The organism is Corynebacterium striatum (genome assembly GCF_016728105.1).
Lineage (GTDB): Bacteria > Actinomycetota > Actinomycetes > Mycobacteriales > Mycobacteriaceae > Corynebacterium > Corynebacterium striatum.
The window spans coordinates 801,373-828,339 of the sequence record NZ_CP068158.1 but is presented as its reverse complement, the minus strand read 5'-3'; the positions used below and the strand labels follow the sequence as shown (position 1 = coordinate 828,339).

Below are 26,967 nucleotides of genomic sequence, written 5' to 3'. Positions count from 1 at the left end.
TGATGTGCATCACGTAACCTATGCGACCTGCATCACGAAAGGACAGTTTGGTGAGCGCTGAAACAACTGAAGTCGTCAAGAACCCACCCAAGGGTATCGGCGCAATGGCGGGCGCCATGTTTCTCATGGCTACCTCCTCCATCGGTCCGGGCTTTTTGACCCAGACCTCCGTCTTTACCGTCCAGATGGGTGCAGCTTTCGCCTTTGCGATTCTGCTCAGCATCATCGTGGACATCGCCATCCAGCTCAACGTCTGGCGCGTGCTGAGCCTCTCCGGCATGCGCGCCAACGAGCTTGGCAACACCGTTCTGCCGGGCCTTGGCTGGTTCCTCGCGGTGCTCGTCTTCATCGGCGGTGTGGTATTCAACATCGGTAACATTGCTGGCTCCGGCTTGGGCTTGAACGCAATGCTCGGCATTGACGCCCGCATCGGCTCGGTCATCGCTGCGGCGATTGCCATCTTCATCTTCTTGTCCAAACGCGCCGGCATCGCGCTTGACCGCTTGGTGGCTGCCCTTGGCGCCATCATGATCCTGCTCATGCTCTACGTGGCTATCGTCTCGCAGCCGCCAGTGGGCGAGGCGCTCAAGAACACCGTCATGCCGGAGGAAGTTGACTTCTTCGTTATTACCACCCTCATAGGCGGTACCGTTGGCGGCTACATCACCTTCGCGGGTGCGCACCGCCTCATCGACAACGGCATGACCGGCCCGGAGCACATCAAGAACATCACCACGACCTCGGTCATGGGCGTCATCATCACCGGCATTATGCGCGTGCTGCTCTTCTTGGCTGTGCTGGGCGTCGTCAGCACGGGCGTGGCACTGTCTGAGGACAACACGGCTGCCGACGCCTTCCGCCAAGCCGCCGGCGAGTTCGGACTCCGTGCGTTCGGCGTGGTGCTCTTTGCCGCGGGCTTGTCCTCGGTGATTGGAGCTTCCTACACCTCGATCTCCTTTGTGACCACTCAGAAGGTCGCCCCGCGCACCCGCAACTTCCTCACGGTGGGCTTCATCGTGGTCTGCACCATCTTGTTCGTTCTCCTCAACTCCGCTCCCCAGAAGCTGCTGATTTTCGCAGGCGCGTTCAACGGCATCATTTTGCCAATTGCGTTTGCGATGGTTATGTGGGTTGCTTTCCGACGCCGCGATCTCCTCGGCGGAGTCAAGCACCCAATGTGGCTGCTGGTGGTTGGTTCCATCGCGCTGCTGCTGGAGCTCTACATCGGTTTCAACTCCATCTCCGGAATCATGAAGCTTTGGGCTTAGGGGCCTTGGAAGATGTCTTACACTGCACATCCTTCCACGATGCAGCCCGCTGACGTGCGCGCGCATGCCCGGCAGAATCAGATGGTGACTACGGCGGGTTTCGCTGACGGATACATGCAGGCCAACCTGCTTGCGGTGCCGAAGGAATACGCGTTCGACTTCCTGCTGTTTGCTCAGCGCAATCCGAAGTCGTGCCCGATTGTGGGCGTGCTGGAGGCGGGCCAATACAGCTCGGAGCTGCTCGCGGGTGGCGATATCCGCACCGACATCCCCGGCTACCGCATCTTCCGCGACGGTGAGCTAACCGACTCGGTGGAGGACGCCACGGAGTTCTGGGCTGAGGACATGGTCACGTTCCTCATCGGCTGCTCGTTTACTTTCGAGTCGGCGCTGCAGGAAAACGGCATTACGCTGGCTCATATCGAGCAGGGGCGAAATGTGTCGATGTATAGCACGAACATTCCCACCACTCCGGCCGGCATTTTCAGCGGACCGTTGGTGGTCTCCATGCGACCGATTCCTGCATCTCAGGTTGCCGACGCCGTGCGCATCACCTCGCGTTACCCGTCGGTGCACGGGGCGCCGGTGCACGTGGGAAACCCTGAGGATATTGGCATTTCGGATCTTTCTCGCCCTGATTTCGGCGACGCCGTGGACATCCCGGAAGGGCACATTCCGGTGTTCTGGGCGTGTGGCGTGACGCCACAAGCGGTGGTGATGAACTCGAAGCCGCGCCTGGCGATTACCCACCAGCCCGGCAAGATGCTCGTCACTGACGCGCGCGACGTGGACTACCAGGTTCCTTAAACCCGGTCTGCGGCTGCGCTTGCAGCTTGCTCTGCAACTGCTCCGGCCGACCGCGCGGTTTGGTCCCTTTGCTTGGGTTTCATTGGTTGGGTTTCTTTACGAGTAGCCGGTGCCGGAAAATTTGGCTTACTGGTCCCTTTACCCCACAAAGGGACCCAACCTATGGGACCAAACCGCAATGGGGGCAGGGAAGCCGCCCCGCCAAGCCGCCCCAAGCTAGATGACCGCGAGCATCGTCTTGCAGGTCCGCAGCAAGCTGTCGTGCAAAAGCGCGGCAGCTTCTTCGCGTTTTCCATCGGCAATGAGCCGGGCCAAGCGGATGTTGCCCTCAATGTGTTCAGCGTGCAAGGTGGGGTAGCGCGGGATAACGAGCAAGAAGCTCAGCCGCATCCGCGCGAGTAGGTTGTTCATTTGCGCGTTAAGCGTCGGGGAATTTAGCGACGCCACCAGTGCGCGGTGAAAACGCTGGTTAATGTTGGATACTTCCTGGTCCTCACCGCGTTCCTGCGCGGCTCGAGCAGAAGTGACAAGCTCAATCAACGCTGCCGGATCAGCGAATTCGCCCCACAGCACGCCGGAGGGCTCGATGGCGGCACGTGCGATGAACAGGTCGCGCACGTAATCGGCGTCCGGCGTCGCAATGAAGACGCCCCGGTGGGGGATGCGCTCCACGAGTCGCTGCGCAGCGAGCTCAGTGAACGCCTCGCGGAGCGTATTGCGGGAACAAGAGAAACGCTCAGCGGCTTTGACCTCGCTGAGCTGTTGGCCGGGCATGAACTCGCCGGCCGAGATGGCATCGCGAATCTCCGACGCCACAGACTGAGAAAGCATGACAGAAAGCTTATCCCATTGGGATGTGGAGGCCGCGCGGCTCCTGCCGCCACAGAATTCGTCGCGGCCGCAAGCGCAACTGGTAAAACCACGGCCCAATTAGTGGGACACAAGCAAACCGCTGAGACTAGTCGATAGTCGCGATAACCTTCGACGGATCCAAGCGGTCGCCTTCCTTGGCCAACAGCTTGATGGTGCCGCCGCGTGGAGCCTTTACGGAAGACTCCATCTTCATCGCCTCGATGGTCGCGATGGCCTCGCCCTCTTCGACCGTGTCGCCATCCGCGACGTTCCACGCCACGAGGTTTGCATCATACGGTGCGGTTACCTCGCCTTCCTGCGCGCCCGCGCTTGGCGACGCCACCTTCACCCCACCAGCAGCCGCCGGGGCTGCCGCAAACAGGTTCTCCGGCAAACCGACGCTGACCAGCTTGCCGTCGATTTCGATGGCTACCTGGGTGCGTTTGGCGTAGATGGCCTCGACCGGCGCAATGTTGCTCGTGGACTCCGCAGACGGGCGGTAGTTGTGGTCAAGCCAGTCCGTGTAGATACCGGCTTGTGCCTCAGCATCGCCGTGATCGGCCAAGACCTGAGAGGAGACCATGTCGCGGTGGAAAGGCAGGACGGTGCGCACGCCTTCGATGTCGAACTCGGCCAGGGCCTGCTTGGCGCGGGCCAGGGCCACCTCGCGGGTCGGTCCCCAGACCAGCAGCTTGGCAATCAGCGAGTCGTAGTACGGCGGCACGATGGAACCCGAGCGCACACCCGCGTCCACGCGGATGCCAGGACCCGTCGGCGGCTCAAAGCGCACGATGGTGCCAGGGCATGGCGCAAAGCCGTTCAGGATGTCCTCGGCGTTGATGCGGAACTCGAAAGCGTGGCCGTGCGGCTCCGGGTCGAGGGATTCGTCCACGAAAGACAGTGGCTCGCCCGAAGCGATGCGGAACTGCTCGGCAATGATGTCGACGCCGGTCACGACCTCAGTGACTGGGTGCTCAACCTGCACACGGGTGTTGACCTCGAGGAAGGAGATGGTGCCGTCCTCAGAGACTATGTACTCCACGGTTCCAGCGCCGGTGTAACCCACCTTGGCGCAGATGGCGCGGGCGCCCTCGTGGATGCCGGTGCGCTGTTCGTCGCTAAGCGCAGGTGCGGGAGCTTCCTCGATGAGCTTCTGGAAGCGACGCTGCGTTGAGCAATCGCGGGTACCGAGCACAGCGACGTTGCCGTGGGTATCGGCGAGGATTTGCGCCTCGACGTGGCGCGGGTGGGTGAGGAACTTCTCCACGTAGCACTCGGCGCGGCCGAAGGCCTCCTTGGCCTCGCGTCCTGCAGAGTTGAAGGCGGCCTCGATGTCCTCGAGGTTCTCCACGACCTTCAGGCCGCGTCCACCGCCGCCATAAGCTGCCTTGATGGCAATCGGCAGACCGTGCTTTTCAGCGAAGGCGCGGGCCTCCTGCCAGTCGTCGATGGGGTCGGAGGTGCCAGGAGCCAGGGGAGCGCCGACCTCCTCGGCCACGCGGCGGGCCGCAATCTTGTCACCGAGCAGCTCGATGGATTCTGGGGTTGGGCCAATCCAGGTCAGGCCCGCACTGGCGACGGCGCGGGCAAAGTCAGCGTTTTCAGAAAGGAAGCCATAGCCCGGGTGGATGGCATCGGCGCCGGCGCGAACCGCAATGTCCAGCAATGCCGGGACGTTCATATAGGTATCGGCCGCGGTGTTGCCGGGCAGGGCGTAGGCCTCGTCGGCCACGCGGGTGTGCAGGGCGCCTGCGTCTGCCTCAGAGTAGATGGCGATGGAGCGGATGCCCAGGTCACGCGCAGCGCGCGCAATGCGCACGGCGATCTCTCCGCGGTTTGCAATAAGGACTGCAGAAATCATGATTAACCTTCAACTAGTTCAAAGCGGACCGTGGCTCCCGGCGGGAGCTGCGCGGCGATGTCGATGTCTTCTTCCAAGACGGTGGCGATGACGGGGTAGCCGCCGGTGACGGCGTGGTCGCGCAGGAAGACTACCGGCTCACCCGATGGCGGAACCTGGACGGAGCCAGCAACCATTCCTTCGCTCGGGAGCTCGCCGGAGCGCGCACGTGACAAGGTCGCATCGTCGCTGGCTCTAAGACGCAGGCCGACGCGGTTGGACTGTGGAGTAACTTCCCATTCGGTATCTAAGAATTTCTCGAGGGATTCCTTGGTGAACCAGTCGTCGCGCGGGCCCATCACGCAGCGCAGCACGCCGGAGGTCTGCCCGTGGGAGCCCTCAGAAACGCGCAGCGGATTGGTCAGCTGCGCATCCGTCATGGCACTCGAGCGCGGCAGGACACCGATGATGTCGCCGATGTGCACGGGCGCAGGACCCAGCCCAGAGAGCACGTCGGTGGAGGAGGACCCCAGCTCGGTATCGGCAACGATGCCGCCGCGGATGGCGATGTAGGAGCGCATGCCGTACGTGGCCGGCTCGACGATCACGGTGGAACCCGCCGTCACGAGCACCGGGCGCGCGAGGTGCACCGGCATCTCGTCGAGGAGCACGCGGGCCTGGGCGCCGGTGACGCAAATGACGGTATCGGTGAGGGCACGCAGGCGAATACCGCCGATGTTTTCCAGCACCGTCGCACCGCGCGGGTTGCCCACCGCGACGTTGGCGGTGGCCGCTGCTGCCTGGTCAGCTGCGCCCGAAGGGGTAACGCCTAAGTTGCCACGGCCCGGGCGGCCTTGGTCCTGGAAGAGGGTGACAAGGCCGGGGTCGATGACTTCCATACGTGGCAGGCGGGCTGGGGTACGGCGGCCAAACGGGGTGGTGGATACGATGTCCGGCAGGGAGCTGACGGCACGGTAGCGCACGCGGTCGCTGGGCTGCACCAGCGCCGGCGGCTGCGCATCCGATTCCCACATCGGGGTCGAGGTGGTGCCTAGCAGCTGCCAGCCGCCGGGGGAGACGCGCGGGTAGACCGCGGAGAAGTTACCGGCGATGCCCACCGAGCCATTCGGCACCGCGGTACGCGGGGTAGAGCGACGCGGGATGTCGACGCTGCGGGAGGCATCTGCCGGGGTGCAATAAGTAAAGCCCGGGGCAAAGCCGCCGAAGGCCGCGAGCCACTCGGTCGAGGTATGCCAGTCGATAAGCCCCTCGCGGGACATACCGAGTAGGTCGGCAGCTTCGTCCAGATCCGCGCCGTCGTAAAGCACGTCGATCTCCACCAAGCGTGGCTCCTCCACGGAGCGTGCGGAGGGGTGGAAATCCTCCAAGAACTCGGCGGCGGCATGCGCCGAGTTTGGGGTATTAAAGGTGAGCAATAGGGTAGTCGCTGCGGCAATCGCATCGACTTGGTCCTTCAGCGGCTGCGCAGTAAGTGCCTCGTGCCAGGTCATGACCTGGGAAAGGTCATCCAACTCCACGAGCAACGCGCGGGTTCCTACGGGGTGAATGCGCATTAGATAAAGCTCCGGATCTCAATGCCACGGGCATCCAGCTCGGCTACCACGCCGCGCAGCATCTCCACGGCGCCCGGGGAGTCACCGTGGGTGCAAACGGACTGCGCATCCACGCTAAGGACGCTGCCGTCGATGGCTGTGATGGCGCCGGTTTCTGCCACCTCGAGCACGCGCCTTACGACGTCGTCTGCCGAGTGCAGCACAGCATTGTCCTGCGTGCGCGAGACCAGGGTGCCGTCGGGGTTGTAGTTGCGGTCCGCGAAGGCCTCGCGGATGACAGTCAGGCCGCGTGCCTCGGCGACGTCGACTGCCACGCCGCCCGGCAGCAGCATGACCGGGATATCTCCAAAGGCCTTGATGCCGTCGATGACTGCCTTGGCCTGGGCCTCGTGGTGAACGATGGCGTTGTACATCGCGCCGTGCGGCTTAACGTAGGCAACGCGAGTGCCGTGCGCGCGGGCCAGCGCCTCAAGCGCGCCGATTTGATAGGTGACTTCGTCTGCCAACTCAGCCGGGTTGTAGTCGATGAAGCGACGGCCGAACGCGGCTGGGTCGTTGTAGCCTACGTGTGCACCAACGACGACGCCCGCCTCTTTAGCTGCGTGGACGGTGCCGGCGATGGAGTGTGGGTCACCCGCGTGGAAGCCGGTGGCGACGTTGGCAGAGGAGACCAGCTTGAGCATCGCTGCGTCGTCTGCGACTGGATTGCCTGCGGTGGTCTCGCCGAGGTCGGCATTGAGATCAATAAAGAGCTGGCTCATACACTCAAATCCCCTTTTAGAATTGTTCAACAATCTATAGGCGGATAGTGTATCGTGCGTCACGTCACTTTGTGAAGTGGGACGCCATTTTTGAAGAAGAGCGGGGGTAGTCACGCTGCGTCGATGGGCGTGACTACCCTCGCTCCTAGGTGGCGAAGTATTCCATTGAGCCCCTTTAAGTTCGCCAAATTAAGACAGAGAAAGGAAGAGTTTTTCCATCTTTTCCGCATCGAGGCCTTCTGGGCCCTCTTCGCGATAGCACTGCTTAAGCCCGGTGGCGATGATGGAATAGCCCGCGCGATCGATCGCTTTTGCAGCGGCGGCAAGCTGAGTTACTGCTGATTCGCATTCTTCGCCGGATTCGAGCATGCGGATGACGGCATCGATTTGTCCCCGTGCACGCTTGAGGCGCGTGATGGAGGGCTTTACCTCTGCAGGATCTAAGTTCATTATGCGGCCTTTCCATGCTGCCAAGTCAGATACCCGCCATCCAGATTAGCAACGTCATAACCCAGGTTTGTGAGGATGCGCGCCGCATTATGGCCGCGCAAACCCACCTGGCAGTGCACGATGACATCCTTATGACCTGCGATTTCGGCGTGGCGTGCGCGCAGCTCATCGAGCGGAATGTTGATGGCTCCGGGGATGGCGCCTGCAGCAAACTCGGAGGCTGAACGGACGTCTACCAGGAGTGTCCCGGCCTCGAGGTGCTCGGAGAGCTCGTGCCATTGGACAGTGCGCTCGCCCTGCACAATGTTGTCATCGATAAAGCCCGCGAAGTTGATAGGGTCCTTCGCTGAGCCGAACTGGGGTGCGTAGGCCAACTCAAGATCTGCGAGGTCGCGTGCCTTAAGCCCCGCCCGCATCGCGGTGGCGATGACGTCGATGCGCTTGTCCACTCCGTCCTTACCAACGATCTGCGCGCCGAGGATGGCGTCGGTTTCGGCGTCCACGACGAGCTTCATATGCAGCTGTGTCGCGCCGGGGTAGTAGCCCGCGTGGTTGGCCGGATGCAGGTGAATTACGCGGACCTTCTTGCCAGCGGCTCGTGCGCGCCGTTCATTCCATCCGGTGGAGGCTGCGGCAAGTCCAAAGAGCCCAACGATAGCCGTTCCGAGTACTGGCAGTGAGGCGGTCTCCCGGCCAGTGATGATGTCTGCAACGAGGCGGCCGTGGCGGTTGGCCGTTTGGGCCAGTGGTACGAGGGTATCTTCGCCGGTGTGCAGATCCTTCTTGGTCGCGGCGTCGCCAAGTGCGAAAATGTGCGGGTCGCTGGTGCGCTGCTGCGCATCGACCACAATTCCGCCGCGCTCCGAAATCTCAAGCCCTGTTTCGCGTGCTAGATCGCTGGCTGGCCGCACGCCGATTGCGGTGATGACGATATCTGCGGGCAGCTCGGTACCATCGGCGAGCGCTACGCCGGAGTCGCTGATTTCAGTGGCCTGCGCATTGGTGCGAATCTCAACTCCGTTGGCGCGCAGGTGCTCGGTCACGATGGCGGCCATTTCAGAATCCAGTGGGCCCATGATTTGCGGGGCAGCCTCCACGACGGCGACAGAAAGGTCGCGGTGGCGGAGGTTTTCGGCCATCTCCAGGCCGATGAATCCGCCGCCGATGATTACTGCCCGCGTGCGGCCTTTAAGTGCGGCGGCGATGCGGTCTACGTCTTCGACGGTGCGCAGGCTATATGCCTTTTCGATGCCTGTGATCGGTGGCAGGAACGGGGTTGCACCGGGAGAAAGGACTAGATCGTCGTAGGGGATGGTCTCGCCGGATTCGGTGGTGACGGTACGAGCAGCGCGATCGACGTGGGTGGCGCGCGTGTTGACGCGAACGTCGATGTTGAAGCGTTCTTTCAGGGCCTCCGGTGTTTGGAGGAGAAGGTCCTGGCGCTCTTCGATGACTCCGCCGATGTGATAGGGCAGGCCACAGTTGGCAAAGGATACGTGGCCCGAGGCCTCGAGGACAATGATGTTTCGCTTTTCATCATTGCGGCGCAGGCGGGTTGCGGTGGACATACCACCGGCGACGCCGCCGATGATGACGGTGGTGGGGTTGGCGGTCATGGGTGGGATACTCCTTTAGCTAAAGAGGCGGCGGAACAGGCCTTTGTTGGCGGAGGTGGTCTCGCGTGGGCAGGTGCACCACTGGCCTGCCGGGACGGTGGCTTTTACTTGGTTAATGTGGTTGCCGCAGCCTGCCCAGGTGGTCTTTCCGCAGGACTTGCAGGTAACGGGACGGCACATAGGATTCCCCTTCTTCTAGGCGTATACCCCAGGGGGTATATTAGGATGGTTTTGAATATACCCCTAGGGGTATATAGCGTCAAGAGTGCGTTCTCCGCAAGCGGTGACTAGGTAGGCATTAGGTGGGATCTATGACGCAACTGTTTGAATCTTTGGAAACATATCTGGAAAGGACGAAGGCGCAGCGTGAGGAGCTTTATAGGTGGTTCCACCAGCACCCGGAGCTCTCGCTGCAGGAAGCCGAAACCAAGGCGCGGATTATCAAAGAGCTGGAGCCAGTGAAGGAAGACTCCGGCGTTGAGTACGCCTCGACTGCCACTCAGGTCTCCGACAAGACTGGCCAGGAGGTGCCGGTGGGGCACATGTGCGGCCACGACATGCACACCACGTGGCTATTGACCACCATCTCTTTTCTGGCGGAAAACCGGAACGCATGGTCCGGCACTTTCGAGGCAGTCTTCCAGCCTACCGAGGAGATCGCTGAAGGCGGCAAGGACATGGTCGCTGCGGGAATCACGGGCAAGGTTCCCGTCCCCGATGTCATGCTGGGCCAGCACGTCATGGGTGCATTGTCAATGGGCCATGTCGCGACCAACGAGGGCATTAGCTTCACCCAGGCTTCCACTGTGAAGGTAACTGTGCGCGGCGTCGGCTCGCATGGCTCCATGCCGGAGAAGAGCGTCGACCCAATCGTGCTTACCTCCTCAATCATCATGCAGCTGCAGACAATTATCTCCCGTGAGCTACCGGCCAGCGAGCGCGCGGTGGTCTCCGTGGGCACGATTCACGGCGGCACGAAGGCCAACGTGATTCCGGACAAAGTCGTGTTCGAGCTCAATACCCGCTGCTACTCGCAGGAAGTCGAAGACCACATTCATGCCTCGATCGAACGCATCGTGAGCAATCAGGCCGCCGCGGCGGGCGCGCCGGAGCCTTCCTTCGAATACTCCGAACGCTTCCCGGTGCTGGACAATGACCGCGATGTAACTGCCAAGGTCACCGAGTCTATGCAGACCTTGTTGGGGGAGGAGCGCACGGAGACCTTCGCGCCTTTATCGGCCTCGGAGGATTTCCCGGATATCCCGAATGCCTTTGGCACACCGTATTGCTTCTGGGTCGTCGGCGGCTTCCCAGACCCGGAGAATGCACCGGGCAATCACTCTCCGCAGTTCGTCCCTGAGCTGCACCCCACCCTGGAAGCAGGTGCGGAGGCCACGGTTGCTGCGCTTTGCCCTTGGCTGGCGGTTTAAGGAAGCTGCGCTTTTAGATCCGGGTAGGAAGGCTGGGCGCCGCGGCCCAGCGCGGCGAAGGCGCCCACGCGGGCGGCGTGATGGGCGGCGTCGCTAAGCGTGGCCCCTTGTAGGAGCTTCGCCACGAGCGCGCCTGTGAACGCGTCGCCGGCGCCCGTGGTGTCCACCGCTTTGATCTGCGGGGTGGGAATCGGCGTGGTGCCCTCGGCATCCGCCACGATGGCCCCGCGCGCTCCAAGCGTTAACACCACCGCGGCAAAGCCTTCGGCGCGCAGGCATTCTACGAGTTCCTCTGGTTCATCGCTCGGCGTCTGCGCACCCAGTTGCCTGAGCGCCAACCCCGCCTCGTGTTCGTTAACCACGAGTGGGTCTGCCTGCAGGAGCGCCTGCTTATCGACGTCCACCACCGGCGCCAGGTTCACCACCACCCGGGCGCCTACCGCGCGTGCGAGTTCGACCGCCTTCTGGAATCCTGCGGCGGGAATCTCGCCCTGTAGTAGCACCAGGTCTGCCTTGTGTATTGCTTGCGCGTGCTGTTGAACGAACTCAGCGTCCACCCGCGCATTCGCGCCGGGAACCACAACGATGGTGTTCTCGCCGTCGGCTGCGACCTCGATTACCGCAAGGCCCGTGGTGGTGGACTTGAGGTGTTCGACGTGGCTGAGATCGACGCCCGATGCTTCTAGCAGTTCCATGGCTGGGCCGGCGTAAGCGTCATCGCCGACTGCGCCCACGAATGAGACGCTGACGCCTTGGCGTGCCGCAGCTACCGCTTGGTTTGCGCCCTTGCCGCCGGCGAGCACCTCGCCACCGCTGCCGATGAGTGTCTCGCCCGGGGTGGGGTGGCGCTCCACGCTAATCATCAAGTCGGCGTTGATGGAGCCGACGACCACGCAGTGCGGCTGTTTTGTAGTCATGATGTTTCCTTTGCGTTTGTGCCTTGTGTGCTCCACTCTAAGAGCCCGCGTCCGGGCTTGGGGCGGCGCAAGGGCGCAATTTGCCAAATATTGGGGTGATTTCGGGAAGTTTTGGCGCCTTGTTTGGCAAATTGTGCTGGCATGACGCTGACGGACGTGCGCAAAACTGGGAAAGCCGCTCCCTTTTCTTCCGGCTCCTGAGAAGGGAGCTGAAGAAAAAAGGAGCGGCTACGGATGCTTGCAGGGCTTAGAAGGTGCCCTTAGCCTGCTTGCCGAAGTCGTTGACGGTTGCCTTGCGGGAGTCAACGTTCTGGTCGTTAGTCTGGGAGTTGTCGCCTTCCAGACGGCCAATCTGGGTTACCTCGATGTAGTTGTGGATGCGGCCTTCCTTGGTGTTGCCATCGCCGAAGTCGAGGTTTGCAACGCGGACCTTCTCGCCAGCGTTGATTGGGTTAGCCAGGGTGACCTCGAAGGTGCGGGTGGAGGTCTCCTCGTTGAAGCCCAGGTCGCGGATGTGAGCGCCGTTGGAAGAACGTGGGGTGATGAGGCGGTCAACGCCCTTCGGGCCCTTGTCGGTCTTCACGTCAACGCGGAACTGAACTGCAGGGAAGGTGCCGTAGTAACGGTCAGAACCAACGTTTTCCAGCTGCAGAGCAACGGTGCCTGCGAAACCGGAGTGCTTAGCGCCGGAGGTGGTGAAGAAAGGCTTCAGGTCGAGCTTCTGCTTCTCGTCAGAGTTCTCGTCCTTATTAACCTCTTCGAGCTTTGCCTTGTCAGCTTCCTCTTCCTTCTTAGCCTCAGCCTCGGAAATAGGTGCCTCGGTTACTGGAGCCTCGTTGTCCTTGACAACCTCAGCGTCATCCTTCGGATCCTTGTCCTCCTGCTTAACCTCTTCGGTGTTCTGTGCGTCCTTGTTTGGAGCGAAGGAGTCAGCGAGGTCGTCGTACAGCTTGACGCGAACCTCGTTCTTGACTGGCTGCAGTGCGGACCAAGCGGTCGGGGTGGACCAGGTGCCGTTGGTCTTGCAGTACTGCTGGGTACCGGTCAAGCTCAGAACGCGGAAGCCGTAAGTTGCTTCGCCGGTGTGGTTTGGCGGAACGTCGTAAGGTCCGATGGACTGGCCAGCCTCCCAGGACAGGGAGTAGGACGCGGAAGCGCCGAGCTTGGTAGTGATGTCGTGGGAGATGCCTGCGGAGCCCTTGGAGTTCTTGCCGGAGACGTCGCCGCCCAGGTTCATGGAGGTGGTGCTGGTGCGGTCGCCGTTGACCTCCAGCTGGATGGACTGAGACTTGGACAGGTTTTGCTGCAGTGGAATGTCCTTTTTAGTCTGGTTGGTGGTGGAGATGGTGCCAGCTGGCATGAAGGTGTCAGTTGCCTTGTAGACAACGGTGCGGTGGTCTTCCCATGGGTTGCAGACCGGGCGTGGGTTAAGGACGTTAGCCTTCTTGTGGTCGGACCCGTGGGTGGTGTGGATGATTGGCAGCTTGGCGTTGATGGCCGGAGTCTCTGGGTAGGACTCGGTGATGGTTTCAGCGTTAGCTGCTGGCATCATGAGCGTGCTGCCGGCGATGGCAAGACCGGCGAACAGGCCGGCGGAGCGACGACGGAAAGACATGTTCAGTTCTCCTCGAACGACTGGAGGTGGACGTATTTTTTCTAGTTACGCACGGCGAATATGTTGGCGGTGCGTGACGAAGACTTACGCTAGCGACTGTTTTCCAGTGGCGCACGATAGAGATGTATTGACAATTAAAGATAGAAATTCACATAAGTGTCATGAACAATGCAAACGGTTTCGGTGGAAAATTAACACTGACTGGGAATTTTCCGAATTAGGACTATATCGTGCGAAAAGTGTTCTTGTCCGAACGGTCACAAACTAAAGTATAATTACTTTCGGGGGTAATCCTTATGGGGAAATGGCTAATCGGCAGTCCTCGAAAGGCGAAAAACCCGTTTTATTGGCTCAGCCCCGCGCTTCACCTTGGGGTAGCCTGTGCACATTACTGCCTGGGATGTATTGTCACGTGGCTTGTAGCGCCCAGTGGTGGGGACAACTCCATGCGGGTTTGGGCTCGGCTAACAGCATTTGGAAACCAAGCAACCTTAAAAGTTCAAATGCCATAACCTGAAATCATGAGCGTCAAATCCCCAGAAAATCTCTTGCTTTATCTTCCTGAAGAGCAAGAACGGGCCATCGCCGAGCTATTCGACGACCTCGTTCGGCGCGGCCTGCCACGCCAGAATCAGCGCCCACACATCACTATTACTTTCGCCCAATCCATGGCCCCCGAGGCGGTGGAGCTGGCCGCTGAACTGCTTCCGCCGCTATTGCCAGCCACTTTTCAACGGGTGGGAACCGTAGTATTCGGAACGCGCTCGAAGCAATCAATCGCCTGGCTTCTGGAAACAACCGATGAGTTCGAAGCGGCCGCCCGGGAGATAAGCGCGGCCAATCCTGAATCACGAGGGGCTCGCTGGACCCCGCATCTAACGATGGGGCTTCGCATCCCGCGTGGGGAGGTCGGCCGCTATATCGACGTCCTCGATGCTGCTACGAACGAGGCCACCCGCGCGGCTGCACGCAGCGGCGGGCACTTGCTGAAGGAATTTACTGCAGCCCAAGCTGCGTACTGGCGGTCGGCGACTGAGGAATTGCGGGTGCTATGGGGAGATCGAGTAGCGTGACGAGCACCCGCTAAGCGGGGGATTTAGCGTTTAGTTCAAGAACTATTGCGCCGGGGTGGGAACAGCGACTGCATCGCCCACCAGGTCGATGACCTCTTCGCGAGTGCCCGCAGCACGCAGTTGTGCGCGGAAATCTTCCTTCATCAGGCGGCGGGCCAGCTTCGACAGAATCTTGAGGTGCTGATTGCCGGAGCCTTCCGGAACAGCGATCAGGAATACTAGGTCGGTTGCCTCCTCGCCCTCGGCCCACTGAATGCCGGGCTTGGGAAGACGGGCGAAAGCCAAGGTTGGGCGCGTGACCCCTGCAGTGTGGGCGTGCGGGATGGCAACGCCATTGCCGACGCCGGTGGAGTGTTGCTCTTCGCGGGCTAGTGCGGCGTCGACAAGCACTTCGGCGTCGGAAGCGCGACCGGTGGCTGCGATGGAAGCGACGAGCTCGCGAATGATGTCCTCGCGGTTGGTACCACGCGTGGTCTCAAGCGCGACCGTATCGGGAAGAAGCAGGGCATCGCTATCGCTGGCGCCTTCAGTAGGAGTTGCTTCCGACGCCGCGGCACCCTTCTTGGCGGTGATACCGACGAGCAGGAGGATAAGCGCGGCGTCGACAAGAATGCCGGCCGCCAGGCCGATGATGAATCCGCCAACGTTGTCGACGGCGCCCAGCAGCGCCACGATCGGGCCGCCGTGCATGACGTGATCCTCGACGCTGAGCTGTCCCGCGATGGCGCCCGCGACGGCACCGCCGATGACGTTAGCCGGAATGACCTGCAGCGGACGAGCAGCGGCGAGCGGAATCGCGCCCTCGGTAATTCCGAACATACCCATGAAAAGGGCGGCGATACCGGAATCGCGCTCGGCCTTGTTGAACCAGCTGCGGCGAACCAAGGTGGCGACGCCGACGGCTAGCGGTGGCACGGCAATCGCCGTTGCCGCCATGCCCATCGGTGCCGCGTTGCCAGCCGCGATGAGGCCGCCGCCGAAGAGGAAGGCGGTCTTGTTGAAAGGCCCGCCCATGTCGAAGGCAATCATCGCGCCGATGACAGCGCCGAGTATGAGCACGGAGGAACCCTGCATGCCGGCGAGGTAATCCGTCATGGCCTCGAAGGCAGCGGCGACTGGATGACCGATGATGTAGATGAACGCCAGGCCCACGATGAGCGTGGTGAGAATCGGAATGACAATAATCGGCCAAATCGGCGCGACGTACTTGCCCACTGGAATCTTCTTGATGGCCAGGGCAACATAGCCGGACAAGATACCTGTGATGATGCCGCCAATGAATCCGGCACCCGCATCCGATCCGTAGAGCGAACCCGTCGTGGCGATAAGGCCGGTGATAAGTCCCGGTGCAAGGCCCGGCCTATCCGCAATGCCCACGGCGATGTAGCCGGACAAAATCGGCACCATCAAAGAAAACGCCAGGGCACCTAGCTGATTAATGGTGAACCAGAAGCTGCCTTCCGGAATGGCGATGCCCTCCGGGGTTGGCGTGCCGCCGATGGACAGCGCGACCGCGATGAGCAAACCGCCCGTGACTACGAAGGGAATCATGTGGCTCACGCCATTCATCAGGGATTTATACAGCGTCTGGCCAAAGCCGCGCAGACCCGAATCGGCAGTACCTTCTGTGCGGCCTCCCGCCGGGGTGGCGCTCTCGGCGGAGTCACGCCGGGCCTCAGCTGTAGTTAGCGCCGTTGCCTCCAGTGCACGGCCCAGTAGCTCCTCCGGGCGGCTAATGGCTTCGTCGACGCCGGTAGCTACGAGCCGCTTGCCGACGAAGCGGTCCTTAGCTACCACCGTATCCGCCGCGATGACAACGGCGTCTGCCGCATCGATGTCTGCCTGCGAAAACTTCCCTTCGACTCCGATGGAGCCGTGGGTTTCCACCTTAAGCTCGTAGCCCAGCTTCTGCGCCGCGGCCTCAAGGTTTTCCGCCGCCATGTAGGTATGTGCGATTCCCGTTGGGCAGGCCGTGATGGCAAGCAGCCTCGGCCTTGATTGCGATGTACTCATAAATGTGATCTAACAGGACGGGGAATCGGGAATCTAGCGGCGGTGGTATTTGGCCTGAGAACTGAAGCGAGGGAAGAGGGAACTGAATAGCGATAGTGTTTCGGATGTACGTGCTAATTGGGAAAGGGAAAATGAAGATGATCAAAAAGGGCGACAAATTGGACTTGTCAGGCGTATTCGACGATGTAGGCATTACGCTAAAACGCACTGATGATAAAGATGTCGGCGAATATCAGTACTCAATTCCACTATCTTTCAGTGACGATCCAGCATCTATTGCTGGTGCTGTGGATGTGTCATCTTCCGGCGAAATCTTAGGAGTCGAGCTCGTGATGATTCAACAGGCTATAGCTAATCCGAAGCCTTCAAATCATGAGTAGCTAGTAACTTTTGGCCACACTGGAAGTCGGACAATTCCGAGTCACTCGCGAAATTGCTGTTGATGCAGGCATGACGTTGTCGGGCTTGAACGAGGTTTTGCAGGTGGCTTTTGCTTGGGAGGACTGCCATCGGGATCAGTTCACGCATCGAAATTGTGCTTTAAGGGATAGTTGGGTCCACCGCGTTGAAGCGCTGTTAATAACGTGTGGAAAAGCCACTTCGTGAGACTGATTAGCGTGGTAGGTTGCGTTTATGAATAAGTTCTCTCGTGTTTGTGCTCGTGCTTTGACAGTTGGGCTTTTGTCCCTTGGCGTGGTTAGTGGTGGTGGCGTGGGTGCGACTGCGCCAGAGGCTGCCGCGTTGACGCCGGAGGAGCAGCATCAGTTCCTAGTTGATCCGGTTGGGGCAGTCTTGTGGCAGGGAATCAAGGGTTCCTCTGATGCGCTGAACAGCAATCGCGGTGCGGCGATGGCAGCGTCGTTCTATTCGATGAATTCGCCGGCACCCGGTATCGGCTTGCCTGCCTTTGATCGTTGCGTGCAAGGCGTGGGTTCCTCCACCACGGTTCCCGGAGTCCGTTACGTGGTCGCCGGATTGTGCGCGATGTTGGACCCGGCCGCGCGATCGGAGATTGAACGTATCAGCGTCACCCCGCAGTATTAGGATTGAAGGCTGTGAACTCTACTAAGGTGAACACGGAACTTGCGCATAAACACGTCATCGTGATGGGAGTGTCCAGCTGCGGGAAATCTACGGTGGGGCAGCTGCTGGGAGACCAGGTTGGTCTCGTCTTTAGGGACGGCGATGACATGCATCCGGCCGCCAACATCGAAAAGATGTCCGCGGGGCACGCGCTTAACGACGCCGACCGCTGGCCTTGGCTCGAAGCAATCGGGCAGTGGATGCAGGCGCAAACCGAAGGCGCCATCGTGGGATGCTCAGCTCTGAAACGTTCGTACCGGGATCTGATTCGCACCCATGCGCCTGACACGGTTTTCGTTCACCTGCACGGCAGCTACGAGCGTTTGCTGGAGCGCATGCAAAACCGTGCAGGCCACTTTATGCCGGTATCGCTTTTGCAATCGCAGTTCGAAACGCTTGAGCAGTTAGGCGAGGACGAGCCGGGGATCGTGCTCGACGTAGCACAAAGCCCCGCAGAACTGGCTGCCGAAGCAGCGAGGTATCTGCGGGGCTAGATGCCCTAAACCGTTGTGGTCTGGCTTTCTTGGACTGAGACTATCTGAGGCTAAAACGCTGCAGTAATCCCAAAAATGATAAGCACGAAGACGAAGCCGACGAAGGAAACGAGTGCCTGGTTAAGGGTCCACGTGCGCAGCGTGGTTGCCACGTCCATGCCCATGAGCCGGCCGACCAACCAGAAGCCCGAGTCATTGACGTGGCTGCCAAAGACCGACCCCGCGGCAGTGGCAAGCACGATAAGAGCAAGCTGCACTGCAGAGTAGTCTGCTGCTTCTACAGCTGGGACCATGAGCGCTGCTGCAGTAGTAAGAGCCACGGTGGCAGAGCCCTGTGCAAGACGTAGCGCGACCGCAATGAGGTAGCAAGCAAGAATGACAGGAATGCCGAGGCCTGCCATCGAATCAGCCAGAGCATCGCCGATTCCAGAAGTACGTAGCACGCCGCCGAACATGCCGCCGGCACCGGTAATCAGCACCACCGAGCAAATCGGGCCCAGGGAAGACTCCATGGTCTTTTCAATCGCAGTCTTATCCATTCCGCGCTTGAATCCGAGCGCAATCATCGCGGCAAGCGCCGTGATGAGCAGCGCGATGGGGGTCTGACCTAGGAAGACGAAAAATTTAACCCAGGTGGCATCGCTCGAAATGTGACCAGCGGAGGAAAGGGCTGACAAGCCGGTGTTGCCAAAGATAAGGAGCATTGGGATAAGAAGAATTCCGATGACCGTCGCCGGTGAAGCTGGCTTTTCCGGAAGCTTTTCATCCGCCACGCGTTCGCCGGTCAAAATATCGCCGACAACGAAGGGATACTTCTTGCCCAGGTGCAGGCCCAGGCGGTAGCCGGAGAGATACCACGTAGGAAGCGCTACCAGCAGGCCGAAGACCAAAATGAGGCCGATGTCAGCGCCATAAAATTCGCTCGCGGCGACAGGACCCGGGTGGGGTGGAAGGTAGATGTGCATTACTGAGAACGCGCCGGCCGCGGGAATGCCGTAGGCGAGAACCGGGCCGTTAAGGCGCCGCGCCACTGCGAAGATCACCGGCAGCATCACGATCAAGCCAGCGTCGAAGAAGATGGGGAAACCCATAATCAGCGAGGCAACGCCCAGCGCAAACGGTGCTTTGTTTTCGCCGAAGAGTTTCACCAGGGCGTCGGCAAGCGATTTAGCGCCACCGGAGGTTTCAACCAAGCGCCCGATCATGGCGCCTAAACCAACCAACAGTGCAACGGAACCAAGCGTGGAGCCGAAGCCCTTGGTTAGCGTCGGGACGACGCCCTCAAGAGGGATACCGGCAACCAGCGCAGTCAGGGTAGAAACTATGGTCAACACGATGAATGCGTGAACCTTGAAGTGGATCACCATGACCAAGATCAAGGCAACCGCTGCAGCTGCTATCCCCAGGAGAGGGCCGGTTGTAAGCACCGGCTCCCAGGTTTCCATGACGTCCATGGAACTAATCCTTTCTCAAGTTACGGCCTTGCTGTTAAGCCGTAGTTGTGAGCCAGATTATCATCGGAAATAAGTGTGGATATAACCACTCGAATGTGACTTTCGTACCGTGCAGCTTTAATCGGAACCTAAGTGCCAACGCTACCTCGAAGTAGAACCATGACGACGATTCCATTTGTTTTGGACACCGCTATGAAGTGCCCCAGGTTTTGTTCCGCTTGAGTAGATGGGAAGTCTTGGAACATGCCGAAGAGTTTTGACCAGGATGCCAAGGACCGTGTGCTCCGTCTCGTGGAGGACCGCATCTTTGTGGAACACATGTCGATGCACCCCGCGTGCCAGGCAGTGGCTTTAAAAGCTGGGGGGTTATGGCGCACGGGCGGTCAATGGGCTTAAGCTTGCCCGTCGTGCGGGAAACATCCCAGAACCTGTGCCTGAAGATTTGGCCGCTGAGAACGCGAGGCTACGTCGTAACAATCACCAGCTACGCGACACTAACGAGCCACTGAAAGCTGCCGCAGCTTCTTCTTGCTGGAACCAGGCTCACAACCGGGATGGTTGGCGACTCCTATGATAATGTGTTGGCCGAAAACGCTAATGGCTCTCTAAAAGAACGAGCTAATCCATACTTGCAGGTGGGGTGACGGTGTCGAGGTAGAAATCGCGACATTTGAGTGGGTGTCCTGGTCGAACGAGACTAGCTCTTCACCAAAACTGGGGATACCAAACCTCGGTCGAGGTGAACACCGAATTGTGGAAGCAGAATCCGCCATTGGCAGCAGAACCCGCCACAGGAAATAGTAGAAATCAAGGCGAATGACTAGGAACCAACCTCGGGGCCCTTTAGGGAGTGAGGGAAGCTGAACCGGGCGTGCGCCGGGAAGACGAAGAAACCCTGGGAATCCTGCACCGGGCGGGGCGCGGCGAAGACTGGCGCGGTGGCCAGGGTTGCGGCGGTGGCCACCGCCAGGGCGACTGCACCGGTGGTGGTGAGGCGGCGGGTAGCAGGAGCCTGAGAGGAGGATGAGCTCATGAGCTCATGCTGCTAATCAACCCACCAGGCAAAAGCCCGTTAACTCTCCGCAGTGTCCCCAGCGCCGGAGGTTGCGGGCCCCTCCTTGTCTTCCTGCTTGCGGAAGTTCTTCCACCACCACCGGATCAGCAGCAGCACGATGATCGCCGCGGCAGCGAGGATGGCCCACATCCACCACTGCCAGGTGGTGCCCTGCCCGTCGAAGACGGACTCTTCCTGCGGGTCCATCGGCACGCGCTCGGCGGTGATAATCAGCCGGTGGGTGTTGATGCCATAGGGGGTGCAGGTGATGAGCGTGACCAGGTCCTTATTCGGCGTGCGGCGCAGCAGGCTGGTTTTATCCGGGGTGACGATCTCGATGTCCCGGACCTCGTACTTTAGCTTCTCGCCCGCCGCGGCGACGTAGACCGGGTCGCCCTTCTTGATCTGGTTGAGGTTGTCCCACAGGGTGGCGTTCTGTATGCCGGTGTGGGCAGAAAGCGCGGAGAGTCGGCCCTCTGGTGGGGCGGGCGGGATAGTGCCATCCTCGCCGAGTTCGCCGGGTGCGCCAACAGGCAGGTCCGTGCCGTAAAGGTGGCCGACCCCGCGGGCCAGCACGCGGTCGGAGGTGCCGTGAAAGATTGGCAGATCGGACTTGATGGAGGGCAGCACAATGCGGCCCATGGCTTCGGTCTCATTCAGGACGGAGAGGTAATTCAGGTAGCGCTGATACGCCGGGGAGCTCTCGTCGTTGGAACTGGTCCACGCATCGCCGGGGTCAATATCCCCGAGGTCGGCGTTGTATTGCTGCGCCTCCTCCCAGGCCCTATTGAGGACCTCTGGGGGCACGCCCTTTTCCAGTTGCGAGTAGGCCTCGGCGGCGCGGGACTGCTGGTAATTATTCCACTGGGTGGCGAGCACCGGGTATAGCAGTACACCCAAGCCGGCGAGGATGAGGACGACGGCAATGATCGCGTTGGAGTTCAGTTTCTTGTCTTTGCGGGGCGGGTTCGCGTCCGTCGTGTTCGGCGTTGGGGATTTGTCTGTCATGGGCCTTAATTTCTACTGAGGGTTGGGGCTCGCTCCGGTGGAACGTGGAGAGTTGGAGTCTATTCTTCGCTACGAGATTGCCAAAGTCTTAAATTTTGCTGTGAGACGCTTATCGCTTTTTACCCTATTGTGGGGGGTGTATTGCCGGTGCGCTTTGGGGCGAAATGCTGTTCAAAAATCCAGGTTGAGGGCGATTTTGGGTCGTGCTAGCTGGGTTTGTTTTTGGGAAAAGTAATGCATGCCTTAATTATTTTAGCTGTTGGGGACGTCGAAGCAGTAAGATGGTTAGGTGCGACTCACTAGGCGGGAACTATCAGGCTGATGTTATGTCCATGGGCTTTTTGGACACGGAGTCCAGTAGCTTTTTGGGCTAGGAGTCCAATGACTTTTTGGACGTGGAGTCTCCCTGCTTTTTGGGCAGGGAGTCTTTGGTGTTTTTGGACAGTCTCTAGCTCGTCTTACCGGTTATGGTTTCTTTCGTCTCGACGGGCGCGGACGCGACAGGATTGGTTTGATCTCTGGTGGCCGGCGGTGCCACATTCCTTCGACATGCCCGATGTTGATCTGTCCGCCGGCTGGACGCTCAAGTAGCTTGATGGGCAGTGGGAATGAAAACAGTGCTTCACCATCATGATCAGTGAAGAACTCAGCGGTGTCATCGGTAACGTGGCTGTATATGAGCCGGTTTTTAAACCGGAGTCCTACATAGAATCCATAGCCCAGGATGCGCACCACTCCGCTTTTGTTGATCCACAGTGTGTCGGGGATACCCCAGGCGTTGCTTGACTGGGCGGATAGACCGTCTACGGTGGGACTGATGGTAGGAGATGATTCTTGCTGGATTGGTTCGTTATCGTCATCGATGGTTGTGGGAGAAGCTGCAACTTCTCCCACAACCGGCGCCATCGCCTCTTTAACCCCATTCTCGATACGATGCTCGTGGTGTATCGCGCTTTCTGAGTGTGTATCCCGGTATGACTTCACAATCTTGGCCCACAGCACATCCGGGTCAATGGGTTGTGTTGGGGATTGAGCGTGGGCGAAGTGCTCACGGGCTTGGGCTGGAGTGATGTGCATTTTGCCGACTAGCAGGCCTTGATGGCGGCGCCTGGTGTTGTAAAACTCGCGGTAGTCGTCCAACAGCTGTTTGACGTGCTGAAGTGTTGTAGGTTGGCGTGCATCGAGAAACTTGGTCATGGTTTGATGCGAGCGTTCATCTTTGCCTTGGGTTTGCGGGCCAAAACCTGCAATGGACCAGATACCTTGGGCGGCGAGCCAGCGCTCGGTATCGGACAACCGGCCCCGGTGATAGGTGGCGAAAGCTTCACCGTTATCGGTCAAAAGTTCCTGCGGGCGACCATACGTTTCTATTGCTGCGGCCAAGGTAGTGCGAGCATCGAATCCGTTTTCTTTGGCGGCGAAGGCTTGTGAGCCCAGATCAAACCGGCTGGCATCATCAACCAGCTGGTAGATAGTGATCTGGGTATGTGGAGTGTCAAAGAGTCGGTAGACAAACCCGTCGAGTTGCCACAGCTCATCGACTTTATCGCGTGCCCAGCGTTTAAAGCTTTTACGAGGACGTTTACGGGCATTGGCCTCAGCAACACCAGCTTCGTGGAGCCAAAGCGCAATCGTAGACCGTGCCGGTGGGTGCTCTAAACCAAGGTCATCAATGAGGTAGTAATAGATTGACCACGGGCCATAGTCCCGTCCCTGGGCCTTGAGCACTGATCGAGCTGTGATGACTTTCTGACGAAGGTGATCATCGTAGATTCTGGCTGGGGAATGCGGGGCGGTGGAGTCAGGCAGGATGCCTGCACGGCCGCGTTGTTCAACGCGGCGTTTGATGTTGGCATAGGTTTGGCGAGATACGCCAATATCCTTGCAGAATTGGGTGACGGTTCGTCCGTCTCTTACTGGGTCGAAGTCCGCTATTTTCTTGCGGAGATGGGTTGAAATAGCCATCTTGGTATTCCAACCCACCGACTGTCCAAAAAGTCTTGAGACATCACGACAAGGAAGTCTTTGGACTCCGTGACCAAAAACTATCTGGACTCCCCGTCCAAAAAGCCATTAGACTCCGTGACCAAAAACTCCATAGACATCACAGAACTATCAGGCTGAAGCCCGGGAATTGTTGACATCACAATAAAAGTGTTCTGTCAACAAAGGGTTTTGGGCGCATGTGACCGCCAGCGAATTTTAAGGTGTCGCGGCCGAAAGGGCGGCAAGCTTGAAAGTAGCTAACCGGAGCGAGTCGCTGAACGTCGAGGGGTGCTACGCGCTCCAGTCACTACTTATGTAAAGGAATTCACTCCAGTGAAGAAGAACTCTCTGACCATTCGTTCGGTCACTGTCGCCGCCGTTGCTGGCCTCTCCTTGGGTATTGCTGCCCCGGGTGCGATCGCTGTTGCGCAGGAAGGCTCTCAGGTTCAGCAGGTCCAGAAGGCCAATATTGACTTCTCCAAGACAGGTTCTTTGACTCTCTTCAAGAAGAAGGGTGCCGAGTCAGGCGAACGTGCCACCGGTAAGGAAATGTCGAACGTGAAGGGCGAGGCCCTCAACGGCGTGACCTTCAAGATCACCAAGCTGAACTTCGACCTGCAGAACGGCGATTGGACAAAGTTCCCGAAGACCGCGGCCGAAGTCAAGGACACTGACAAGACCACCACGACCTTTGAAAAGATGACAGCGGGCGAAGGCGAAGCTAAGTTCACCGATCTGCCGCTGGGCATCTACCTCGTCGAGGAGACCAGCGCTCCGGACGGCATCGTCACCGGTGCACCGTTCATCGTGTCCATCCCGATGGTCAATCAGGCTTCTGACGCGTGGAACTACGACGTCATCGCATACCCGAAGAACACCGAAACCAAGACCGAGAAGACCGTCAAGGATGCCGATAAGAACATCCAGGACGCCTACACTTACACCATTAATGCTGACGCTCCGACTTGGGGCGAAGGTAAGAGCTTGACCGCCTTCCGCTTCGAGGACCAGCTGGATAAGCGCCTGGACTTCCAGGAGGTCACCGAGGTTAAGGCTGGCGACGCCGTTCTGGGTGCCGGAGACTACACGGTCAACAAGCCGGCCGAAAACGGCAACAAGCTCGTCGTTGAGCTGACCAAGCAAGGCCTGGCGAAGGTTAAGTCCGGCGACAAGATGTCTCTGACCTTCGACGTCAAGCGCAAGGAAGTCGGCGACACCACCGAGCTGAAGAACCGGGCTGACGTCATCTTCAACAACCCGAACACCGGCAACGAGGTCAAGAACAAGACCAACGAGGTCGTGACTTACCACGGCAAGCTGAAGGTTGTGAAGAAGGACGGCAAGGAGGCCGGTAAGGTCCTGGAAGGCGCTGAATTCGAGCTCTACCAGTGCACCTCGGCAGCTGACCTGGGTGAGAATCCGCTGAAGGTGAACGGTGCTGATAAGTGGACGACCGGCGCTGACGGTACTTTCACCATCGATGGCCTGCACGTCACCGACTTCGAGGACAACAAGGAAGCTCCGGCAACCAAGAAGTTCTGCCTGAAGGAGACCAAGGCTCCAGCTGGTTACGCACTGCCGGAGAATAACGTCACTGAGATTGAGTTCACTCGCGCCAACATCTCGAAAGAGGGCACGTTCGAGGGTGACGATAAGGTCACTCTGGTGTCTGAGATTGAGAACATCAAGCAGGGCACCCCGAAGCTGCCGATGACCGGTGGCATGGGTGTTGGCATCCTGGCCGCCATCGGTGCCGCTATCGTGGCAGCCGGTGCATGGTTCGCACGCCGCGGCGCTAAGAACTAATAGCCCGCTGAATAGGTAAAACCTTCGCCCAGCGGACAACCCCGCGGGCGGAGGTTTCACCCAAAGCACAGTCAAGCAGAACCAGCCCCAGGAGTACCCCGTGGATCACACACTCAGCACTGACGTGGAACCGAAGAAGGAACCCCGCCGTGCTAACAACACCAAGACCAGTCCCATGCTGGCCGCGGCACTCGTGATCGTCGGGGTGCTCGTGATGCTGTACCCGGTGACGTCCACCCTGTGGAATAATCACCTGGCCACGAAGGCCGCGCAGGAATACGCGAAACTCGAAAAGAGTGCCCCACAAGAGGTGAAGGACACCCAGTGGGAGCGTGCACACGAGTACAACGAGAACCGAACAACCGGCCCCATCCTCGACCCCTGGCTCGCCCGCCTCGACGAGAACAACCCGGAATACCAGGAATACCTGGACCAGCTCAGCGCGAACGACGCGATGGCGCGCCTCATCTTCCCGAAGATCAAGGCAGACCTGCCGATCTTCCACGGGACAGATGACGACACTTTGCAAAAGGGCTTGGGGCACCTTTTCGGCTCCGACTTGCCAGTCGGCGGCAAGGGCACGCACTCGGTGATCACCGGTCACACGGGCCTGGCGAACTCCACCATGTTCGACCACCTCAATAAGGCGGAGAAGGGTGATGTCTTCTACGTCCAGGTCTCCGGCAAGAAGCTGAAGTACGTGGTCGACCAGATCAAGGTTGTGCTCCCCACCGAAACCGAGGAACTCCGCCCGGAGCAGGGCAAGGACTACATCACCCTGATCACCTGCACACCCTACGGGATCAACACGCACCGCCTGCTGGTGCGCGGCCACCAGGTCCCGCTGGACCCAGAGGATCACGAGGTTTTCGACAAGAACCACGGTGCCGGGTGGCAGTGGTGGATGTACGCGCTCCTCGCGGCAGCAGCTGTTGTGCTGCTCCTGCTGCTGCGGTGGCTGCTGAAGAACAAGCGGGATGACGAATCCCAAGAAACGACAGAGACGATGAATGATGAAGGGGCTGGAGCAGATGACTAGCCACGCACGCGCGGTACGGACCAGTCGCAGCCTTGTGGCGGCCATCGCCCTCAGCGCTGGCCTGCTCGGCGGCGCAAATGGTGCCGTCGGGGTTGCCGACGCAGCCCAGGTAGCCGGGCTGAGTGATCAGCCCGGGGTATCCCGCGACTACGGAACCGACACGCTGAGCATCACGCTTTCCCCGGGCAATGGGGACCCGGTCAACCCTGCCACGGGCAAGGTCGCGGGCGTGACCATCAAACTGGAGCGGCTGCAGGGCATCGACCCGGAGAACGCCGCGGATAAGGCGAAGGTCCGCAACACCAGCGCAGACGAGATCGCTGACTGGCCGACCGACCGCACGATCACAGCCGTGACCAACGAGGCCGGCCAGGTCCGATTCCAGGGGCTCGAGAAGGGCATCTACCTGGTCACCTCCCAGGCACCGGCTGGTGCCGCGGCGGGAGAGTACCGGGAGATCAGCCCCTTCCTGGTGGCGGTTCCTTTCCATACTGTTGCTGATAACCCCCGGCCGGTGGAAGGTGTGATCGTGGCGAAGACGAACAACACGGTTCCGCCGAACACCCCACCGACCGAACCACCGACGACGCCGCGGACGACGCCGCCGACGACGCCGTCCACCCCGCCCCCAGGGGACACCCCGCCGGGCGAAACCCCGCCGCCACGGGAGACCCCCGGGTCGGGTAATGAGAAAGAACGCGAACAGGGCGCCCTGGCGATGACTGGTGTGCAGATCATCGGTCTCGTCCTCGCCGCGGTGGCGCTGATGGGCGCCGGGCTGTTGATGCTGTTGATCACGAAGAAGCGAAAGCAAGAAGGGTAGCGAC

General features: G+C 59.9%; 25 protein-coding genes. 11 read left to right on the top strand and 14 right to left on the bottom strand.

The features are described from left to right. Positions 1 to 104: 104 nt before the first annotated feature. Both I6I72_RS03805 and I6I72_RS03800 read left to right on the top strand, forming a co-directional pair. A complete protein-coding gene (locus tag I6I72_RS03805; RefSeq protein ID WP_149721353.1) occupies positions 105 to 1,268 on the top strand; it encodes an NRAMP family divalent metal transporter in 1,164 nt (387 codons plus the stop codon). Between the two features lie 12 nt (positions 1,269 to 1,280). After that, a complete protein-coding gene (locus I6I72_RS03800; protein ID WP_049147373.1) occupies positions 1,281 to 2,075 on the top strand; it encodes a putative hydro-lyase in 795 nt (264 codons plus the stop codon). Positions 2,076 to 2,291: 216 nt separating this feature from the next. Here I6I72_RS03800 and I6I72_RS03795 read toward each other — a convergent pair whose 3' ends face one another. The 7 genes from I6I72_RS03795 to I6I72_RS03765 form a co-directional block, all read right to left on the bottom strand. Next, positions 2,292 to 2,906, bottom strand: coding sequence for a GntR family transcriptional regulator (locus tag I6I72_RS03795; protein WP_100087966.1), 615 nt, complete (start codon positions 2,904 to 2,906; stop codon positions 2,292 to 2,294). A gap of 127 nt (positions 2,907 to 3,033) precedes the next feature. Next, positions 3,034 to 4,788: an acetyl/propionyl/methylcrotonyl-CoA carboxylase subunit alpha gene (locus I6I72_RS03790; RefSeq protein ID WP_049147378.1), complete on the bottom strand. Its 1,755-nt coding sequence runs from the start codon at positions 4,786 to 4,788 to the stop codon at positions 3,034 to 3,036. Between the two features lie 2 nt (positions 4,789 to 4,790). Beyond that, positions 4,791 to 6,341, bottom strand: coding sequence for a 5-oxoprolinase subunit B/C family protein (locus I6I72_RS03785; RefSeq protein WP_149721333.1), 1,551 nt, complete (start codon positions 6,339 to 6,341; stop codon positions 4,791 to 4,793). Beyond that, on the bottom strand, positions 6,341 to 7,102 hold the full coding sequence (locus I6I72_RS03780; RefSeq protein ID WP_049064099.1) for a LamB/YcsF family protein: 762 nt from the start codon (positions 7,100 to 7,102) through the stop codon (positions 6,341 to 6,343). The genes I6I72_RS03785 and I6I72_RS03780 overlap by 1 nt, the downstream gene beginning before the upstream one ends. A 189-nt stretch (positions 7,103 to 7,291) precedes the next feature. Next, positions 7,292 to 7,552, bottom strand: coding sequence for a metal-sensitive transcriptional regulator (locus tag I6I72_RS03775; RefSeq protein WP_005528076.1), 261 nt, complete (start codon positions 7,550 to 7,552; stop codon positions 7,292 to 7,294). Beyond that, positions 7,552 to 9,168, bottom strand: a complete 1,617-nt coding sequence (locus I6I72_RS03770) for an FAD-dependent oxidoreductase (protein ID WP_049064095.1) — start codon at positions 9,166 to 9,168, stop codon at positions 7,552 to 7,554. The genes I6I72_RS03775 and I6I72_RS03770 overlap by 1 nt, the downstream gene beginning before the upstream one ends. Before the next feature lie 15 nt (positions 9,169 to 9,183). Further along, a complete protein-coding gene (locus I6I72_RS03765; RefSeq protein WP_005528078.1) occupies positions 9,184 to 9,348 on the bottom strand; it encodes a hypothetical protein in 165 nt (54 codons plus the stop codon). 131 nt (positions 9,349 to 9,479) lie between these two features. Here I6I72_RS03765 and I6I72_RS03760 point away from each other — a divergent pair, with 131 nt between their 5' ends. Beyond that, positions 9,480 to 10,598 (top strand): amidohydrolase, encoded by a 1,119-nt coding sequence (locus I6I72_RS03760; protein WP_049064094.1) that lies wholly within the window; start codon positions 9,480 to 9,482, stop codon positions 10,596 to 10,598. Here the strand turns inward: I6I72_RS03760 and I6I72_RS03755 are convergent. After that, positions 10,595 to 11,515, bottom strand: a complete 921-nt coding sequence (locus I6I72_RS03755) for a ribokinase (RefSeq protein ID WP_049166750.1) — start codon at positions 11,513 to 11,515, stop codon at positions 10,595 to 10,597. The two genes, I6I72_RS03760 and I6I72_RS03755, sit on opposite strands and share 4 nt — an antisense overlap. Positions 11,516 to 11,762: 247 nt before the next feature. Beyond that, on the bottom strand, positions 11,763 to 13,130 hold the full coding sequence (locus I6I72_RS03750) for a hypothetical protein (protein WP_201807509.1): 1,368 nt from the start codon (positions 13,128 to 13,130) through the stop codon (positions 11,763 to 11,765). Between the two features lie 521 nt (positions 13,131 to 13,651). On the opposite strand from I6I72_RS03750, the gene I6I72_RS03745 reads away from it, so the two are divergent. After that, positions 13,652 to 14,203, top strand: a complete 552-nt coding sequence (locus I6I72_RS03745) for a 2'-5' RNA ligase family protein (RefSeq protein ID WP_049192325.1) — start codon at positions 13,652 to 13,654, stop codon at positions 14,201 to 14,203. A 42-nt stretch (positions 14,204 to 14,245) separates the two neighbouring features. On the opposite strand, the gene I6I72_RS03740 is transcribed toward I6I72_RS03745, so the two are convergent. After that, complete coding sequence (locus I6I72_RS03740) at positions 14,246 to 16,216, bottom strand: fructose-specific PTS transporter subunit EIIC (RefSeq protein ID WP_049064088.1); 1,971 nt, start codon at positions 16,214 to 16,216, stop codon at positions 14,246 to 14,248. Between the two features lie 131 nt (positions 16,217 to 16,347). On the opposite strand from I6I72_RS03740, the gene I6I72_RS03735 reads away from it, so the two are divergent. The 4 genes from I6I72_RS03735 to I6I72_RS03720 all read left to right on the top strand — a co-directional run bounded on the left by I6I72_RS03735 (position 16,348) and on the right by I6I72_RS03720 (position 17,793). Continuing rightward, positions 16,348 to 16,596: a hypothetical protein gene (locus tag I6I72_RS03735; protein ID WP_129720980.1), complete on the top strand. Its 249-nt coding sequence runs from the start codon at positions 16,348 to 16,350 to the stop codon at positions 16,594 to 16,596. A gap of 70 nt (positions 16,597 to 16,666) precedes the next feature. Continuing rightward, positions 16,667 to 16,822 carry a hypothetical protein gene (locus tag I6I72_RS13975; protein WP_366556957.1) on the top strand — a complete coding sequence of 52 codons (156 nt, stop codon included), beginning with the start codon at positions 16,667 to 16,669 and terminating at the stop codon, positions 16,820 to 16,822. Positions 16,823 to 16,849: 27 nt separating this feature from the next. After that, on the top strand, positions 16,850 to 17,260 hold the full coding sequence (locus tag I6I72_RS03725) for a hypothetical protein (protein WP_236592665.1): 411 nt from the start codon (positions 16,850 to 16,852) through the stop codon (positions 17,258 to 17,260). Positions 17,261 to 17,322: 62 nt separating this feature from the next. Further along, on the top strand, positions 17,323 to 17,793 hold the full coding sequence (locus I6I72_RS03720) for a gluconokinase (RefSeq protein ID WP_049064189.1): 471 nt from the start codon (positions 17,323 to 17,325) through the stop codon (positions 17,791 to 17,793). A 50-nt stretch (positions 17,794 to 17,843) separates the two neighbouring features. Here the strand turns inward: I6I72_RS03720 and I6I72_RS03715 are convergent, their stop codons facing one another. The 4 genes from I6I72_RS03715 to I6I72_RS03700 form a co-directional block, all read right to left on the bottom strand. Beyond that, a complete protein-coding gene (locus I6I72_RS03715) occupies positions 17,844 to 19,238 on the bottom strand; it encodes a GntP family permease (RefSeq protein ID WP_201807779.1) in 1,395 nt (464 codons plus the stop codon). A gap of 829 nt (positions 19,239 to 20,067) precedes the next feature. After that, a complete protein-coding gene (locus I6I72_RS03710) occupies positions 20,068 to 20,280 on the bottom strand; it encodes a hypothetical protein (RefSeq protein ID WP_005528086.1) in 213 nt (70 codons plus the stop codon). Positions 20,281 to 20,319: 39 nt separating this feature from the next. Then, a complete protein-coding gene (locus I6I72_RS03705; RefSeq protein ID WP_201807506.1) occupies positions 20,320 to 21,309 on the bottom strand; it encodes a class C sortase in 990 nt (329 codons plus the stop codon). Between the two features lie 465 nt (positions 21,310 to 21,774). Continuing rightward, entirely contained in the window at positions 21,775 to 23,274 is a 1,500-nt protein-coding gene (locus tag I6I72_RS03700; protein WP_046646292.1) for an integrase core domain-containing protein, read from the bottom strand. Between the two features lie 354 nt (positions 23,275 to 23,628). Between I6I72_RS03700 and I6I72_RS03695 the strand changes: the two genes are divergently transcribed. The 3 genes from I6I72_RS03695 to I6I72_RS03685 all read left to right on the top strand — a co-directional run bounded on the left by I6I72_RS03695 (position 23,629) and on the right by I6I72_RS03685 (position 26,963). After that, positions 23,629 to 25,101, top strand: coding sequence for a SpaH/EbpB family LPXTG-anchored major pilin (locus I6I72_RS03695; protein ID WP_201807503.1), 1,473 nt, complete (start codon positions 23,629 to 23,631; stop codon positions 25,099 to 25,101). 100 nt (positions 25,102 to 25,201) lie between these two features. Then, on the top strand, positions 25,202 to 26,140 hold the full coding sequence (locus I6I72_RS03690) for a class C sortase (protein WP_070420881.1): 939 nt from the start codon (positions 25,202 to 25,204) through the stop codon (positions 26,138 to 26,140). Beyond that, positions 26,133 to 26,963 carry an isopeptide-forming domain-containing protein gene (locus tag I6I72_RS03685; RefSeq protein ID WP_049192331.1) on the top strand — a complete coding sequence of 277 codons (831 nt, stop codon included), beginning with the start codon at positions 26,133 to 26,135 and terminating at the stop codon, positions 26,961 to 26,963. Before I6I72_RS03690 ends, I6I72_RS03685 begins: the two co-directional genes overlap by 8 nt. Positions 26,964 to 26,967 lie beyond the last annotated feature (4 nt).